Here is a 17,792-nt window from a genome sequence, read left to right on the forward strand (position 1 = left end):
TTTTTTAGGGATAAAATGTCGATTAGACAGCGCCCTGCCACTTCATTGCATCGGCAACCTTGAGGAAGCCGGCGATGTTTGCTCCCATGACGAGGTTCTTCTTGTCGCCGTACTTGGCAGCAGCAGAGGAAGCAGCCTTATAGATGGAGCACATGATACCGTCGAGCTTCTTGTCGACTTCTTCGAAGGTCCAGGAGAGTCGTTCAGAGTTCTGGGACATTTCGAGGCCGGAGGTAGCCACGCCACCCGCGTTAGCAGCCTTTGCAGGTCCAAAGAGAACGCCAGCCTTCTGGAAGGCTTCGATAGCTTCCGGAGTAGACGGCATGTTTGCGCCTTCGGCGACAGCCTTCACACCGTTAGCGATAAGGGCCTTGGCACTTTCGAGGTCGAGTTCGTTTTGGGTAGCGCACGGAAGAGCGATGTCGCACTTGACCGTCCAAACGCCCTTGGAACCTTCGTGGTATTCAGAACCCGGAACGAGCTTGGCGTATTCGCTGATACGAGCGCGCTTGTTGTTCTTGAGGTCGAGAACGACGTCGAGGTTGATGCCGTTCGGGTCGTAGATGTAGCCGTTGGAGTCAGAAACGGTCACAACCTTGCCGCCGAGTTCCGTAGCCTTCTGGCAAGCGAACTGGGCAACGTTGCCCGAACCGGAAATCACGACAGTCTTGCCCTGGAAGGAGTCGTTTGCGAGGTCAGCGAGCATTTCGCGGGTGAAGTAGCAGAGGCCGTAACCGGTAGCTTCGGTACGGGCGAGAGAACCACCATAGGAGAGGCCCTTACCGGTGAGAACGCCAACCCATTCGTTGCGAATGCGCTTGTACTGGCCGAACATGTAACCGATTTCGCGAGCGCCAGTACCCTGGTCACCAGCCGGCACGTCCGTGTCAGCACCGATATGCTTGCAGAGTTCAGTCATGAAGGACTGGCAGAAGCGCATCACTTCGTTGTCGCTCTTGCCCTTAGGATCGAAGTCGGAACCGCCCTTGCCGCCGCCCATCGGGAGCGTGGTCAAGCTGTTCTTGAAGATCTGTTCGAAACCGAGGAACTTGAGCATGGAGAGTGTGACTTCGTTACGAAGACGGATACCGCCCTTGTAAGGACCGATAGCAGAGTTGAACTGCACGCGGTAGCCACGGTTCACCTGAACCTTGCCCTGGTCATCAACCCAAGGGACGCGGAACGTAATCACGCGTTCCGGTTCAACGAGACGGTCGATAACACCGTTCGTTTCCCAAGACTTGTCCTGTTCGAGGACCGGGTCGAGAGATTCGAGGAATTCACGGACAGCCTGGTGGAAAAGGGCCTGATCCGGGTCACGTGCTACGACTTTGTCATAGACAGATTTGAGGTATGCGTTTTTGATTGCCATTTTTTTTCTCCAATGAATGACATGTTTGTTCTTGTCGAGAGAAAATATAACAATAGCGAAAACAGAAAAATTTCGCCTAAAAAATTTAAAATGTTACAAAAATGTCAAATTAAAAACGCGAGATTTTCAAAAGTGGCTTTTGTTGGAATTTCGCCAAAAACCCACTTTTCAAAAAATGACAAAAATGTAATCCGACTAAAAAATTTTTTTTGAAAGAAAAAAGGTATTTTTGAAAAAAAGGCAAAATGATGCAAATGAGTCAATTTCACTCCATTCCGGCCATGTTTCTGGACATGTGTCGCTCGAAAGACTTTCCGGGTTGGTTTCGGAGAGTGGACGGTTCTTGGGAAGAATACTCGGGAAAACGTTTGGAAGAGACGCTTTTCTTTGCATCGCTTGCTTTTGCGAAATACGGCGTAGGAGAGGGGAAAAGTCTTGGCATTATTGCTTCTACCTCTCCGAATTGGATTGTGGCGGATTTAGCCTGTGAAGTGTGTCATGCGCCGACCGTTCCTCTGTTTCCGAACATTAGCGAAGAACATTTTCAGTTCCAGTGTGATGATTCCGAAATCGGTTTTTTGGCCGTGGACAATGTGGATGTTTTGGATGCGGGAATCCGCAAGCACATGGCGCGTTTCCGCTATATCATTTGCTTTGATGATCATGCAAAGCTTCCGGTCAATGGGATTTACTGGAAGAGCCTTTTGAAAGAGGGTGAAATTCTTTCCAGGGAATATGGAACGCAGGAATGGTTCAAATACAAGATCGATACGATCAAGCGCAGCCATTTGTTCTCGGTCATTTATACGAGCGGTTCGACGGGATGCCCGAAAGGTGTGGAACTTTCGCATCGCAACATGCTCTCGATGGTCGGTTCTTTGGAATCGATGATCGATCCAAAGCCTGAAACGGATGCGGGCTTGAGCGTGCTCCCGGTGGCGCATGTGTTTGAACGCATGGTAATCTGCTTTTACATGCGCAAGCATTTGAAGGTTTACTTTGCCGATTCTCCAAAGAATATAGGCGTCATCGCGCACGAAGTGCACCCGACAATCGGAACGTTTGTGCCGAGAATTCTTGAAAAGTTTGCCGACGTGATTACGTCGAGAGAGTATAGGTTGACAGGTGCAAAGCGCATGCTGGTGCATCGCGCGATCCGTTTTGCCAAAAAGAACATTCCGGGACACGGCAAGGTGCGTCGTGCGATTTACGACAAGCTTGTCTATGCAAAAATTCGAGAAGCTTTGGGTGGTAAGTTCAAGTGGATTATTTCGGGCAGTAGCGCTTTGAACAAAACGGTTTACCGCTTTTTGGTGAACATTGGGTTCCCGATCTTTGAAGGCTACGGCCTCACGGAATGCTGCCCGGTGATTAGCGTGAACGTGCCTCAGGCAAATCGCATGGGATCCGTGGGCAAGCCTCTGGAAAGCCTCGAAGTGAAAATCGGCGAAAAGCATGAAATTTTAGTGAAAGGCATGAGTGTTTTCCAAGGCTATCGCAACATGCCTGATATGAATCGAGCCGCCTGGACAGAAGATGGATTCTTCCGTACAGGTGACCAGGGATTTTTGGACAAGGACGGCTTTCTCTTTTTGACAGGCCGCATCAAGGAAATCTTTAAGACGAGTACGGGAAAGTACGTTTCACCTGTGCCGATTGAACTTGAACTCGTCCGTCATCCGCTGATCGATGCGGCGATGATTGAAGCGAATAATCGCAAATTTGTTTCTGCGCTTCTCTTTATAGGCTATGACGAAGCTATGCGAATTTTGGGAAAAAGGCGTGCCGATTTCAATGCGGAAGAAGCCTGCCAAAATCCAGAAATTCTGGAAACACTACAGGCCTATGTGGATGCGGTGAATCGCAAGTTCAATCGTTGGGAACAAATTAAGAAGTGGACGCTTGTGGCGGAACCGCTTGCCGTTGAATCGGGAATGATGACGCCGACTTTCAAACTGCGCCGTGGTGCCGTAGAAAAACGTTTCCACGACCAGATTGAAAAGATGTATCTCGAATAAGTTTATTCTTTTGGGTAAGCGCAGCAACGGAACGAAATGGATGCGTCCGTGTAAAAGGCTGCGGCTCCCTTGTACGCAACAGATTCACCGGTGAAGAATACGGCTTCGGTGCGGACCGGTTCGTAAGTCAAGTTGCCTGCGAGTTCCTTGAGCCATTTTTCGCCACCGCTCTTGTATTCGGAAAGGGGCGCATAATCTTCGCCGAGGGAGTCGCCGTCTGCATTAGAAACCTTAAAGAATTGCACGGAATCCGTGAAATCCTTTTGGGTCAAGATCTTGTACAGGGTACGGGTCGTGTCTTCGGTGTAGCTCGTGTCCACTTTCGCGCCTTCACGGTACAGGTAAACGGTTTCTTGCGTATAACCGGCACGGGTGCGGTTCGGAATCGAATATGTGGTACACTTGGAAAGCGATTCGCGGGATTCTCCCGAGTAATAGATGTAACTCGAACCACGGAGAACGTAGAGAGTTGTATCATCCGGGCCGATGACCCATTCCTGGAAGCCGCCTGAAAAATTGCGGACTCCGTCTGGGCTTACGCAGAGCTTGTTGCGTTTGGAGAGATCCGTGGCGCTTGTGGAATCGTTGTTGCCGACGTCGCAGTATTTGTACAGGTAATCGGAAGCGCTGAAGTCGCCTTCTTCGATGACACCGTAAGAAGTTCTGCCCTGGGCGGTACAGGCCGCTTTCCAGTCGGCGGATTTGCAAAGGGAAACGGTGAAGCCGCTCGCCGAAATGCCTTCGCAAGCTGCGACTGCTTCTGCGTGTAGAACGTTATGGGCGAAGGTGCTGTCCGTGTCCATGTGCTCGTACTTTTCGATGCAGAAACGCGTTGTGTCGCTTGTGCGGACAGGTACAAATCCGTCTGGGCATTTAAGATCGGATTCAGGTCCGAGCGTCACCTGGATGGTGTCGATTAGAGCTTTGGAATAATAGCCCGAGGAATCGATTGAACGGACGCGGACGATCAGTGTGTCGCCGGGGATGACCCAGCGGAGCGTGTCGACGACGTATGCGCCTGTCGCGGAAACCTTCATGGTGTCGCCGTCGATGTCATAGGACTTGATATATTTTTCTTCGGATTCGCCGCCGGCGTTCGTCGCCTTTTCCCATTCTTTGCCGTTCCAAAGTTCTACGACGTAGCTCTTCACTTCGCGGTAGCAGTATTCTTCAAAACAGTACGTGGGGTAGTGGAGTATCGAGTCGGCTGTAATTCCGCTTGTATCGGTTAGGGGATCAACGCTACGGGCCCAATAGATGAGGACTCGGTTCGAATTGAGGAATGCCTTGGTGGAATCGGTCGTGTCGGAGCGCACCCAGAGCTTGTTCCCAATGAGCGGCGCGATCTTGTCGGTTGTCATAAAGAGCTGGTTCGTTTCCACGGATCCAGTGCCGGAAGCGTTTCCTGCGGAATCATAGGCGATGATACCGATCGTGTACTTGCTTTCGGGCTGAAGACCTTCGATGATCATGCGGTAACGGTTTGCTTTGTCATTTGAAAAGTCGAATCCATCGCCATCGATTACGGCGATGCGCAGATAGTTTTTGTTTGTCACAGACGAAGAGGTTTCATCGATCCAAAGGGAATCGTTGGTGAAGCGGAAACGGTGATGTCTTTTCCAAAAGGCTTTGCCGGTGGAATCCGTTTTGCCGTTGTGGGTGATTTTCACCTTCACATTGCGAATGTCTTGTTCTTCGTTTTCGGCCCAAAGGAGAATGTTGTAGCCGGCGATTGGTCCGGAAAGGCTTTCGGGCGCGTAATAATCACGCTGATCGGTTGGACGCGCCCAGTCGATGGCTACGCCTGTCGTCCAGACGGAATCGCTGATCGTGACAAGGGATGGGGCAAGGTCATCGCCGAAGTGGACGAAAACATGCTGGACATCGCCTTCCTTGTCGTTGTCGTTGTATTCGCTCCAGATGGCGATTGCAAGACTGTCGCGTTCCAAGTATTGGTAAACGTACTCGGTCAGGTCGAGCGTGTCGTAGAGCTTTTCCGAGTTCTTAAACGGAACCTTGATCGAATGTTCGGTGGCGCCGCTGGGAACGTTCGTCGTGGAATCGTTGATGTAGACGGTATCGATCCAGATGTGGAACTGGACGAGATCATCCGTTTCGATTGGAATTCTCCAGCGCATCTGGTAGCAGTAGCTGGTCGTGTCGCTTTTCGAAGAGCACCCGCGGATGATGGATAAATCCTGAACGGCACGTTCAAAGCGATAGTCGTCTTCGCTTGTTTTGTCCGAGCAGGCAAAAAGGGCGAGTGTAACCAGTAAAACGGCAAATGTCTGCAGTAATGATTTCATCAACCCTAAGATACAAAAAATCCTAGGGAGGAATTTACATCTGTCCTTTGTTCAGACCCTTAGTCGGCAGGTAGCGAATGGAACCGTCATTCTTGAGGATGATGGCGACGCCTGCGAGATAGTTCAGCCAACGGCCGGTTTCGTACTGCTTGACGTCAACGGTTCCGTTTGTCGCATAGACGAGGAATGGAACGAGGAAGGTATCGTGCGTTGCCATAATCGAAAGCTTATGACCTTGGACATTCGGCAAAACCTGATCGTTCACAAATTCTTCGGCACGGTCCGCTAAGGTGTAGAAAGCGTCTGCAAATTCGCCGAGGTAAGCGTACTTGGAAACGACTGTCCAACCGCCGCCATTGCTGTTTTTGTATTCTTCAAACTTTGTCGTATCTTGGACGAACCAGTTGCCGTCCAAACCGTCTAAGACTTCGGCATCGCATTTTTCATTACGTCCGTCGGCGATACCGAAAACGGTCTGCATAGTGCGAACGAATCCTGAGTAAGCGTAGTAAGCGGTGACGTTTGAATCGATTAAAGTCGTGCCCACGTACTTGGCTTGTTTTTTTCCTTCGCGGGTCAGCTGAGCGGTACGGCTGTAATCCGAAGAGCGTTTCGCATGGCGAATTACAAAGACAACGCTTTCCGTGGAATCCAGGCTTGCATAAATTTCAGCCATGGTGTAGAAACCGTCATTTTCAAGTTCGCCAGGATCGTAAGAGGACGCGGATGAAGAGGAATTTCCACAAGCGGCGAAAGACAGTGCTATGATGGTGGCTGTAAAAAAGACAGTCAGGCGAAGAGTCAGGTTTTTCATAGGAAGATTCCACAAAACACGTGATACGGATAACGAGCATTCTAAATATAAATCGCGTTTGAAAAAGCTTTTGCAAAATTTTGGATGCGTAAATTATATTATGGAAAATTGGAAATAATCCGTGGAGCGTTTATGCATTTTTATATTCCGACAAATATTTACGTGGAAAAGAATTGCGTGCAACATCACGCTAAAGACGTGCTTGCTTTAGGCAAAAAAGCGTTGATTGTGACCGGCAAACATTCCGCAAAAACAAATGGATCCTTGGATGATGTTTTAAAAATTTTGCAGTCGGGAAATGTTCCATATCAAATTTTTAACGAAGTCGAAGAGAATCCTTCGGTGGAAACCGTCGCCTGTGCGGCAGAAATGGGAAAGGCTTTCGCCACAGACTTTGTCATTGGAATCGGAGGAGGTTCGCCGATCGATGCTGCGAAGGCGATTGCGCTTTTGATAGCGAATCCTTCTGAAACAGAAACGAGCCTTTATACGCCGAAGGATTTGAAGACGCTTCCGCTGCTCGCTGTTCCGACAACCTGTGGAACGGGAACCGAAGCGACTCCAGTATCGGTTTTGACGAACCGCAAAGGCGGATTCAAGAAGAGTATTGCTTGCAAGATTTTTCCGACGCTTTCCTTGGTAGACGGCAAGTATTTAGCCTTTGCCGAAAAAGAATTGATTCTGAATACCGCTGTCGATGCGCTTTCGCACATGGTTGAAAGTTATTTGAATAGCCAGTCGAATGTTTATAATCGCATGTTCCCGGAATACGGATTAAAAATTTGGGAACAAAATAAGAATGCGCTCCTTTCGGATGCGCCGATCGATGAAAAACTTTACGAGAATTTGATGCTCGCTTCGACGCTTGCTGGAATGTCCATTGTGCATACGAGTACCGCTTTGCCACATGGAATGAGTTACGATCTTACGTACAATCTTCGTGTTCCGCATGGAAAGGCGGTGGGGTATTTTCTTGCCGCATACATGAAAGCCTGCGAAAAGTCGGTGCCGGCGGACGTGCGCACAATCTTGGATCTGCTTAAGCTTAAAGACGTCGCCGCGTTTGCGGAAATGGTGAAGGCTATGATTGGAACGTATGAACTTCCCCGTGCGACGGTCGAATGCTTTGCACAGCGTATGTGTGAAAACTCTTCGAAGTTAAAGCTTGCCCCGTGTGAACTTTCGAAAGAAGACGTATGGGAAATTTATAGGGAAAGTTTGATAATAAATTAACAATTATCCATGATTCTAAAGCTCGGAAGGGAAACCTTTAGGTATATACTGAATACCCATTAACGGATAACAAAAAACGCTCGCAGGACTGCGGGCGTTTTTTGTAAAAGCTGGTTGCTGAACTATTAACGAGAATAGTATTCGACCACGAGCTGTTCCTGGAGCTGGACCGGAATCTGAGCGCGGAGCGGGGTAGCCACGAGCTTGCCTTCCATCTTGTCCTTATCCACGGTCACGTATTCCGGGAGAGCCGGAGCGTTTTCGAGAGCTTCCTTGATCTGAACGTGGTTCTTGGAACGTTCACGAACAGCGATCACGTCGCCGACCTTAACGAGACGGCTCGGGGAGAAGCTACGAACACCGTTCACGGAGAAGTGACCGTGAGCGACATACTGACGAGCAGCGAAAATGGTACGAGCAAAACCCATACGGAAGACGAGTGCGTCAAGACGGGTTTCGAGAAGAACCATCAGGTTATCACCTGCAGAACCTTCACGACGGTTGGCTTCGGCATAAGTCTTAGCCATCTGTGCTTCGGAAATGTTGTATGTAAAGCGAAGGCGCTGCTTTTCAACAAGCTGTTGCTTGTAAACGGAAGCGGACTTCTTACGATCTTGACCGTGCTGGCCAGGTCCGAAATTGCGACGGTCCAGAACCTTTTGGGTCTTTTGGGTGGTTGCGAGCCCGAGAGAGCGGGCGACCTTAGCTTTGGGTCCACGATAAGAGGACATTGTTACCTCGAAAGGAAGCTCTTTAGTTAAACCTGAGACGCTGGCAGAGCTTGGCGCGGCATTTCAGGGTAGGGAAAAGATAGTAAATCTTTCGCCAAATGTCTTTTTTATTCGTTGATGTACACGATTAAGGTGTCTCTGGCACGCGGATCGGCCTTGCTTTGGGCAATTAGGCGGATAATTTCGCCTGCATGGGAGGCGTCGCTTGTGATAGCGATGTTCGTTGCGCTCAAAAGCTGTTCCGTTCCGTAGCTTTCGCAGGAACCTTCCGTGTAGGAGGACTGGATAAAGTTTAGATCTGCGCACGGGGTGTACCAGAGGGCGTAGTTGCTCACGTCGGAAGGTTCTGCCCGGAGAGTCAGGCTTTCGAAGTAGAGGGTATCGCCGATGGATGCGCTCTTGCTTTGGAGTTCTTTTTCCTTTTCTTCATCGTAGAAGCTGAACTTCGTCACGTAGTTCAAACGCTGGATGACCGCTTTGAGGGTGAGTTCCTGGCTTTCGGTTTTCGGTGGGGAGTTCAGGCGCACATAGTGCAGGTAATAGGCTCCCTTTTCCGGGGCGATGAATTCGGGGCTTGTGGCGGTAATGTTTGCCACGGAATCGCCTTCTGCATTCAACACGGTGTAGGTTGCCGGGTAGCTTGCTCCGGTGTAATAGCCTTCGATATCGTGATAAATGAGGATGCTATCGCCCTGGGCGAGGTCGGCAAGCCAAACGTATTGCTCCTGATACAAGTAATACTTGGCGGCGTCGTTACGTTCGCGGACAATGGTGAGCGTGTCGCCGACTTTTTGAATGGAGTCCGGGTTTGCAAAGTATTCGCCCTGTTCCAAGTTTCGGGAAGTGGTGATGATTGTGAAATAGGCGTATGGGCCTGTCTGGTAGTTGGGGAACGATTGCGGAGTGATTTGGACCGAGTAATCGCACGAAGCTTTCGGGAGAATCTGTTCGTCGATCGAAGAAGTGCCTGTCGCGATGGTTGCATCTTCCTTCTGGAGGTCGATGCTGACAAGAGACTTTCCGGTGACGTTCACGTTAATGCTCTTGCCGGTTTCTGCAGTGAAGTGGATGATCGCTTTTTTCGCCGATTCGCCGAGCAGGAAGACTCCGTGGATTGTATCGCCGAGGGAAAGATCCACGGTGGACGAGTCGCCTGTGTAGGAGAAGTATCCCGGGTACATTTCAGCGGCGATGCGAATTGTGTATGTCGAATCCTTGTCCAAGCTGACTTGAGGAATATCGACGTAGTAGAATCCGGATTCTGCTGTTGTGACGAAATTTGTCACAGTGTATTCGTCGGTGCCGAGAACTGTGTAAAGGTTCTGGGTGCTATAAGTGGTATCGCCGTTCTCATCGAGCGTATAAGATTCCGGGATAAGGATTGTACCCTGTTCTTCACGGACAAAGAGCGAATCCGCATGGCCGCCGGATTTTTTACCGATGATGCGGATGAGCGTTCCCTTGGAATATTCGCCGAGGAATAATTTGTACGAAGTTCGCAGGGAATCTCCTTGGGTAATCTTCAACGTATCATTTGTCAAAGAGTCTGCATAAGCGACGTCCAAGCGATTTGAATAGGAACTGGAGGGTTCCACCGAGGAGGAAGATTCCGAAGAAGAGGATTCTTCGCCTGCCGATGTGCTACTGTCGCTTCCGCAGCCGATCAGCGCGGAAAGGAGTGCAAACGGAAACAGTCTAAAAAAATGCTTCGATACCAACATCATAATCACCTAGTTCAAGATATAGAACTTTTCTTCCTTGGAGAAGGATTCGCCAGAAACCTTGAGAGTGTATTTTCCCGTGGGGAAGTCTCGTGCCTTGAATTTGAACGTGTACTTCTTTTCGCTTTCGAGTTCCCGTCCGCACAGTTGCTGAATGAACTTTCCCGATTCGTTAAAGATTTCGATTTTCACATACTGCGGTTCGCCGATGGTCAAATCAAAGTTGCAGTCGAGTGAAACGATGTTGATGTTCACCTTCGACAGCTGGATCGCGCTTTCGGTCCGCGCACCGCTGACGGTTCGGTTCGAATCGAAATAGCTGATGTAAAGCGCCGGGGCGACATCTTTGCCCGCATCGCGCGAGTAAACGTAATAGCTTGAATCGCTTGGAGCGACAGCCGAAAGAATGAACGTGAAGAGCTTTGATTTGTGCTTGCGTTTCATGAAGTCCGTGAGGGCTGCACTCTTGAGGAAGGTGCCGAAAGCGGCATTCGGATTGGGTTTAATCGTACCGAGGAAGGTTGTGTAACGCGGATCGATTCCACCACCACGGCTCTTTTTGGGAACGTATGCGCCTCCCGGACCGTCTTGGTTTGCAGGAGCCGTGTACCAGGTAATTTCGGTTTCTTGCCAGTCTGCAGGAGCAATGCCGTCACCGAAATCCTTGCCCGGTTCTTCCAAAAGACCGAAGACGTTCCAAAGAACCGGTTGCTTCTTGTTTTTGTAGCGCGGATCCTCCGGAACAGAGAGCTGCAGAGCCGCATCGGAAATCGGGCCCGGAATGGCGGAAACATCGAACTTGAGGTAGATCTTTGCGCTTGCACCCTCCTTGCTGTAACCGATTTGCAAAAGCGAATCGTCTGCGTGAGTCATGTAGCCGTCGAATTCCGAAATCCAGGTATCCATGCCGCGCCCCGATGCTACGCCGTTTCCGCTGTGGTCCTTGGTGGTCGTGCGCAGGTCAAAGACGTAGATGTGCGTTGTGTCGGTGGCTTTTAGCTCGCCGTCATTTGCGGTAAAGGTGATGTTATAACGCCCGCTGTAAGAGAATGTGACATCGGTTTCGTAATCCTTTTCGTCCGAGAAAACGACCTTGCCCGGACCGGAAAGCTTTTTCCAAACGACCGGATCGATGCAGTAGCCTTTGCTTCCGCGGCCATCGTCATAGACTTTGCCAGAAAGCTTTGCCTTGTCGGACTGCAAAAGAATCATGTCTTCTGCACTTTCGACTTCCGGAGCTTCGTTCGAGCCTACTTTGGGAACATAGCCGACGAAGAGCGTCATCATGGTACCGCCGGACGGATTCTTTAAGAGGTTCTTGGATTCGAGAATCTTGGTTTTGCCGTTGCGGGTTTCTTCGGCGATTTTTGGGAAGGCGTTCCCGTGCATCAAGGATTCGCGGAGCCCTTCCACGGAGAGGCTTGCGCTATCATTGACAAACATCGGGTAAAGCTTTGCTTTGCGGTTTGAAATCACATGGACGCCGAGAAGTTCCGCTTCGCCGTGGTCGCGGTTGTGCAGCACCGTATTGCCGTTTGCGGCGGTGAGGCCGAGTACCCAAAGGGTGCCGCCGTTGTTCACAATCTTTGTTTTGATGTCGTTATCCATGTAAAGACTGCGAGCCCAGACATGTTGCAGGTTGATTACGAGTCGGTTGATGGCGATGTCTTCCATGTAAAGGTCGCCCGCGCCTTTCGGGGCGCTTTCGTATTCCTTGACCTTCATATTCTTTAAGATCAAGGTCTGCGGAGCCTTGTGGACAATACCTGCGCCGAATTCGGCAAAACGTTCGAAAGTGATTTCTTTAAATGCGCTGTTTTCGATGATGAATTTGCCGGTTCCGTCGATGGTTGCTTCGGTACCAATCAAACGGCGGACGCGGTTGCGAATATGGATATCTCGGTTGATGGTGTAACGGCCGCCCGGGGTGAAGTAAATGGTTTCTGCACCGTCGTCGATCGCCTGCTGAATGGACTTGGAATCGTCGCTACCCGTTCCGGCGGTTGCGCCGTAATCGCCCTGAATGCCGACCCACTGGTCTGCATCCTGTTCCATCGGAATCAGGGTTTCGGCGACGGAAAGCTTAAAGGAATATTGCGGAGAATGACAAAGGTTGGTCGGGATATCGGAAGAGTATTCAATGATTTCCGGGCCTTTGAGGCCTTCACCGCTTGCAGGGCCGCGTTCTTCAATCGCCTGGGCGTAGCGGCTCGTAGCAATGTCTCGGGCAAAGAGATATCCTTCGTTGTAAATCGCCGGAATATTCGACTTCTTTTTGCCGTTGTATTCTAGGGCGCCGCCTATCATTGTGAGCAGTGCGTTTTCGCCAAAGTTCGCAATGGCAGGAACGGAGTTGCGGCTTCTCAGGTTGCGGATAGTCAAAACCTGGTCGTGATTTTCGATACCGTATTTCTTTTGGTTTTGAAGAGAAATGTGTTCAAGTGTCATGCCCGACATGGGGAAACCTGTGAGAATACCGACGTCAAAACCGCGGATTTCCACATTCTTGATGTACAGCGGACCGATGTTGTCTGTATAATTCATGTCGATACCGGCTACGCCTTTGCCGTCATCGGAAATGATTTTCACATTGGTAATGTTTCCCTGGTAGCTTGCGTTAAAACGAATGCCGATGAGACCCGGATTGCGCTTACCCGTGTGCAGGGTGACGTCGCGGATGGCGTTTCGTTCATGTGAATAGTCGCCCATGCCGGTGTAGAACATGGCTCGGGGAGCGTCTGGATTATCGAATCCATAGGCTTCGTTTTGCATGGTGATAATCGTTCCGCCCATGCTTTCGCCTTGAAGGATCGTTCTGCGATAGGATTCTTTTTCCTTTTCCGCCTGCGGCCAGCTGATTTGTTTAGAAATAAGGTATTTACCGTGGGGAAGGTAAATGATGTAATTTCCGTTCGGATGGTCGTCCAAAGCCTGCTGCAAAATATCGGTAATATCTGTTTTACCGTCATTTTTGGCGTTATAGGGAGCTTTAGTAATGTCTACGACACCAGATCCATGGGGAAAACGGACCTGGGCAAAGAGCACGGAACAAGAAAAACACAAAAACAGAACAAAAAATCGACTCACCGAATACCTCATCGGTTTTACACCTTATTTAGAATATAAACACTATTTTACAAGGTAAATGCGTTTTTTCCACAGAAACCTAAGGGAAGGGGATGGAATTGGCTAAGTCTTGTTTTGTAAAATCTATGTAAAGTCGGGTAAATTATTTGTAAAGGGAGAATAAAACCTTTGGAAATCCTTGCTTTGTTCACTTGAGGTTGTTTTGGCGTCATTTTACCTTGATAGCAAGAGGTTTTTATGATGACTTTTTACGTAATTCTTGTAGCCATGCTTTTAACTTTAGCCCTTTTTGATCTTTTTGTGGGCGTGAGCAATGATGCGGTCAATTTCTTGAGTTCGGCTGTCGGTTGTAAAGCGTTCCGATTCAAAACGTTGATGGTTTTTGCAGCGATTGGCGTTTTTTGCGGAGCGACGTTCAGCAGCGGAATGATGGATATCGCAAGGCATGGTATTTACATGCCGCAGTATTACACCTTTGCGGAACTGATGTGCGTTTTTGCTGCGGTGATGTTTACCGATGTGATTTTACTCGATATTTTCAATACGCTGGGGATGCCGACTTCGACGACGGTTTCGATGGTCTTTGAACTGTTGGGCGCCTCGGTGGCGATTGCCTGCATCAAAATTATCGGCGATGATACTTTGGAACTGGGGAATTTGATCAATACGACGAAAGCGTTCACCGTGATCATGGGCATTTTCCTTTCTGTGGCGATCGCTTTTGTGGTGGGGCTTGCGGTGCAGTATGTGACACGCCTTGTATTTTCGTTCGGGTATCGCAAGAATCTGCGGTATTTCGTCGGTATTTTTGGAAGTATTTCCCTGACCTCGATCTTTTACTTTATCCTTGTGAAGGGCTTGAAGAACATGAGCTTTGTGGGTGATGGCTACAGGGCTTTTATGGCGGAAAACGAAAGAGCTTTGCTTGTTTTCATGTTTATTGGATTCTTTCTTCTTTGCCATCTTTTGCATGCGATCAAAGTCAATGTGCTGAAGTTGATCATTGCGTTTGGCACTTTCTCGCTGGCTCTCGCCTTTGCGGGAAACGACCTGGTGAACTTTGTAGGCGTTCCGCTGACGAGCCTTTCTTCGTTGCAGCATTTGCTTGAAGATTCGGGAACGCCGGCGAATTACAATATGGCGTTCTTGCTCAAGTCGGAACCTGGGCAGTGGTACTTGTTGATGATTGCCGGAATTACCATGGTGATTTCGCTCGTTTTTTCGAAAAAGGCAAAGAAGGTGGTGCAGACTTCGGTATCGCTCGCTTCGCAGACTTCTTCCGATGAAATCTTTGGAACGAATCCGGTGGCGAGAGCTCTGGTCCGTGGTTCGAACGGCGTTGCAAAGTTCATTTCGGCTCGAATTCCGGAAAGCCTTTCTTCTAAAATTGAAGAGCGCTTCAATACGAAGGAAATGATCTTGGAAGAGGATGGGGCGGCCTTTGATTTGCTGCGCGCCTGTGTGAACTTGATGCTTGCCAGTTCCTTGATTGCGCTTGGCACATCGTTAAAACTTCCCCTTTCGACAACCTATGTTACCTTCATGGTGGCGATGGGTACAAGCCTTGCGGATAGAGCCTGGAATCGTGAAACGGCGGTCTATCGCATTACGGGAGTGCTTTCGGTGATCGGTGGCTGGTTCTTGACCGCGTTTGCCGCTTTTGCAAGTGCTTCGCTGGTTGCTTCTGTGCTTTACTTTGGCGGCCTTCCGGTGATTTTTGCACTCTTTGCCGTGGTGATTTTTATTCTGGTGCGCTCAAATCTCAAGTATCGTGAAAATAAAAAGGATAAAACGGCGGAACGCTTTGAAAAGATTCTAGCGGCAAGTCCCGAAACCAAGGTTTACCCGTTAATTCAGGATTACAGCCGTGGCGAATGGAGTGAAGTCCTTCGTTGGAGTGCGGACTGCTACGAAAAAATCATTGTCGGTTTTTTGCGGGAAGACTTAAGCAAACTCCGCTCGGTTCACAAACAAATTAAGATTTTGAAAAAGCACATCGAACGGAACCGTCGCCATGGTTCGCTCTGCACGGAACGCCTTGCTCAAGAAGACATGGTTGTGAAAAACTTCTTCCTTTACCAGGCAAATGATTTCATGGGAGACGCTCTCTTCTGCTTACAGCAAATCTCTTCGTCTTGCAAAATGCACGTAGACAATGCGTTCTGCGTCATTGAAGGGAACGATAAGCGAAAATTTTTACTGCGTTCGGCAATAAGGGTAAAGGCCCTTGTCGAAGAAACCGCCGACATGGTAGAATCGATGCAGTTTGAACTTTACGACGCCGTGCGAGACAAGCTCCGTGCGGAAGGTTCGAAATTTTTTGCAGAGCGTAAATCCGAAATGATGCGGAAAAGCTCCGAGAACATTCGTTCCGAAATACTTTATTTAACTATTCTTTATGAGTCTTGGGCTTTGATCGATGCAGTCTGCTCCGTTGCCAAAGCCAGCAAAAAATTTTTAACGGTGAAACCTCAAACCTCAGCGGCAAACGTATGATTTATATCGTAGAAGATGATGCGGAAGTGCGTGAAATGGAAAGCTACGCTTTAAAAAGCAGTGGCTTTGAAGTCATGGCTTTTGACTGCGGAAAGGCGATGGACGAACAGTTAAAAATGGATCTTCCAGAGTTGTTTATTTTGGACATCATGTTGCCAGGAGAAGATGGCTTGAGCATTCTCAAGCGACTCCGCACTCAAGAAAATACGCGGAATATTCCAGTCATTATGTTGACCGCCAAAGGAACGGAACTCGACAAGGTCAAGGGCTTGGACCTCGGCGCAGACGATTACATGGCAAAACCTTTTGGAATCCTTGAATTGATTTCCCGCGTGAGAGCGGTTCTGCGCCGTTTTGGAAAGGGGCGTGCGGAAGATGCTGTGCAGGTCTCTTTAGGAGACGTGAGTATTGACGACAAACGCCATGCGGTGACGGTAGGCGGAAATCCGGTGGAACTCACGTTCAAAGAATATGAACTCTTAAAGCTCTTGATTGGAAATCCCGGAATTGTTTTTTCGAGACAGCAGATTCTTGAAAAAATCTGGGGGATTGATTTTGACATGGACACGCGTACCGTAGACATGCATGTGAAAACGCTTCGACAGAAACTCGGCGAACAGGCTTTTTTGATCCAGACAGTTCGAAACGTGGGGTATAAAGCAGAATGAAGAACAGTTTAAGATTCAGTCTGATTTATGTCGGAGTGTTGGCTGCTCTGTTTGCGGTGTATTTTACGTCACAGGTCTTTGAAAAAGAAATGACCGAGCAGCTGAAAGGCGATTTGCGTGAAACGGCGCATATCGTTGCACTGGCTTATGAAAATGCAGAATCTCTCGCACCGTATGCGAGTGACAGTTTGCGCATTACCCTGATCGATGAACCGGGAAACGTGCTTTTTGAAAGCAATGCAGAAACGGCGCAAATGGAAAATCATAAAAATCGCCCTGAAGTCATGGAAGCGTTTGCCAAAGGCTTTGGCGAAGATTTTCGGTATTCGGTAACGTCGAATGCAAATGAATTTTACTGCGCCATTCGGCTGAAGGATGGAATGGTTTTGCGTTTGAGCCGTCAACAGGCAAGCTTGCACGAAGCCTTTTCCGAGACGATGCCGTATTTGCTCGCTTTGCTTCTGGCGATTGTCCTTGCGGCTATTTTGCTCGCTTTTGGACTTGGGCGCGCCTTTGTGCGGCCGGTGCAGAAGCTCGCTCAAAATTTGGGACAGCCCGAGCTGATGGATGACGAGGGCATTTACCCGGAAATCGCTCCGCTTGTGAAAACGATCCGCGAACAGAACCGTGAACTGCAGAATACCGTGGAACAGCTTTCGAATGAAAAGCTTAAAACGGTACAGATGCGCGATGAATTTACCGCAAACGCATCGCATGAATTGAAAACTCCGCTTACGTCTATTTCGGGATATGCAGAACTCATCGAAAGTGGCATCGCGAAGCCCGAAGACATCAAAGACTTTGCAGGGAAAATTCACAAGGAAGCGAATCGCTTGCTTTCGATTGCAAACGATATCATGACGCTTTCGAAACTGGATGCGCCGAATGCATCCTTGGACTTGAAAGAATCGGTGAACCTTGAAAAGATCGCTTTGAACTGCATCGAGGAGCTTTCCTTGAATGCGAAAAAGAAGAAGGTGCCAGTTTCTTTGAAAGTCGAAGAGGCTTCTGAAATTCAGGGGAATTCCCGTTTACTTTTTGAAATGTTCTATAACCTGATCGATAACGCCATCCGTTATACGGAAGAAGACGGAAATGTGCAGGTCTTGGTGCGGAACAAAACTTTTACAGTCAAAGATACGGGCATCGGAATTCCCGAAGAAAATCAGCCGCGTATTTTTGAACGCTTTTACCGTGTGGACAAAAGCCGTTCCAAGGCGACAGGCGGCACGGGCTTAGGTCTTGCCATTGTGAAGCATATTGCCGAAGTCCACGGGGCAAAAATCGTTTTGCATTCGACGGTTGGCGTGGGAACTGAAATTCGCGTCGAATTCCGTTAATTTTTT

11 protein-coding genes are annotated in these 17,792 nt (G+C 49.1%); 5 read left to right on the forward strand and 6 right to left on the reverse strand.

Features of this window, described 5'->3' with window-relative positions:
- Positions 1-22 precede the first annotated feature (22 nt).
- Positions 23-1,372, reverse strand: a complete 1,350-nt coding sequence (gdhA, locus tag MR847_RS10375) for an NADP-specific glutamate dehydrogenase (protein ID WP_100426874.1) — start codon at positions 1,370-1,372, stop codon at positions 23-25.
- Between the two features lie 332 nt (positions 1,373-1,704).
- On the opposite strand from gdhA, the gene MR847_RS10380 reads away from it, so the two are divergent.
- A complete protein-coding gene (locus MR847_RS10380; protein ID WP_287723697.1) occupies positions 1,705-3,390 on the forward strand; it encodes an AMP-dependent synthetase/ligase in 1,686 nt (561 codons plus the stop codon).
- Between the two features lie 2 nt (positions 3,391-3,392).
- Here MR847_RS10380 and MR847_RS10385 read toward each other — a convergent pair whose 3' ends face one another.
- Together MR847_RS10385 and MR847_RS10390 are read right to left on the reverse strand one after the other, a co-directional pair.
- Complete coding sequence (locus MR847_RS10385; RefSeq protein ID WP_287723698.1) at positions 3,393-5,696, reverse strand: hypothetical protein; 2,304 nt, start codon at positions 5,694-5,696, stop codon at positions 3,393-3,395.
- A gap of 34 nt (positions 5,697-5,730) precedes the next feature.
- Positions 5,731-6,510, reverse strand: coding sequence for a histidine phosphatase family protein (locus MR847_RS10390; RefSeq protein ID WP_287723699.1), 780 nt, complete (start codon positions 6,508-6,510; stop codon positions 5,731-5,733).
- Between the two features lie 132 nt (positions 6,511-6,642).
- On the opposite strand from MR847_RS10390, the gene MR847_RS10395 reads away from it, so the two are divergent.
- Positions 6,643-7,743, forward strand: a complete 1,101-nt coding sequence (locus tag MR847_RS10395; protein ID WP_287723700.1) for an iron-containing alcohol dehydrogenase family protein — start codon at positions 6,643-6,645, stop codon at positions 7,741-7,743.
- 125 nt (positions 7,744-7,868) lie between these two features.
- Here MR847_RS10395 and rpsD read toward each other — a convergent pair whose 3' ends face one another.
- From rpsD to MR847_RS10410, 3 genes are all read right to left on the reverse strand, one after another.
- Positions 7,869-8,474, reverse strand: coding sequence for a 30S ribosomal protein S4 (gene rpsD / locus MR847_RS10400; protein WP_100426655.1), 606 nt, complete (start codon positions 8,472-8,474; stop codon positions 7,869-7,871).
- A gap of 107 nt (positions 8,475-8,581) precedes the next feature.
- On the reverse strand, positions 8,582-10,198 hold the full coding sequence (locus MR847_RS10405; RefSeq protein WP_157798081.1) for a hypothetical protein: 1,617 nt from the start codon (positions 10,196-10,198) through the stop codon (positions 8,582-8,584).
- A gap of 6 nt (positions 10,199-10,204) precedes the next feature.
- Positions 10,205-13,282, reverse strand: a complete 3,078-nt coding sequence (locus MR847_RS10410; RefSeq protein WP_287723701.1) for a glycosyl hydrolase family 28-related protein — start codon at positions 13,280-13,282, stop codon at positions 10,205-10,207.
- A gap of 237 nt (positions 13,283-13,519) precedes the next feature.
- On the opposite strand from MR847_RS10410, the gene MR847_RS10415 reads away from it, so the two are divergent.
- From MR847_RS10415 to MR847_RS10425, 3 genes are read left to right on the forward strand one after another with little or no spacing between them, the layout of a single operon-like run.
- Entirely contained in the window at positions 13,520-15,778 is a 2,259-nt protein-coding gene (locus MR847_RS10415) for an inorganic phosphate transporter (RefSeq protein WP_287723702.1), read from the forward strand.
- Positions 15,775-16,446 (forward strand): response regulator transcription factor, encoded by a 672-nt coding sequence (locus tag MR847_RS10420; protein WP_287723703.1) that lies wholly within the window; start codon positions 15,775-15,777, stop codon positions 16,444-16,446. Before MR847_RS10415 ends, MR847_RS10420 begins: the two co-directional genes overlap by 4 nt.
- Entirely contained in the window at positions 16,443-17,786 is a 1,344-nt protein-coding gene (locus MR847_RS10425; protein WP_287723704.1) for a sensor histidine kinase, read from the forward strand. Before MR847_RS10420 ends, MR847_RS10425 begins: the two co-directional genes overlap by 4 nt.
- Positions 17,787-17,792 lie beyond the last annotated feature (6 nt).

The sequence above is a fragment of the Hallerella sp. genome (genome assembly GCF_022776125.1).
GTDB classification, from domain to species: domain Bacteria; phylum Fibrobacterota; class Fibrobacteria; order Fibrobacterales; family Fibrobacteraceae; genus Hallerella; species Hallerella succinigenes.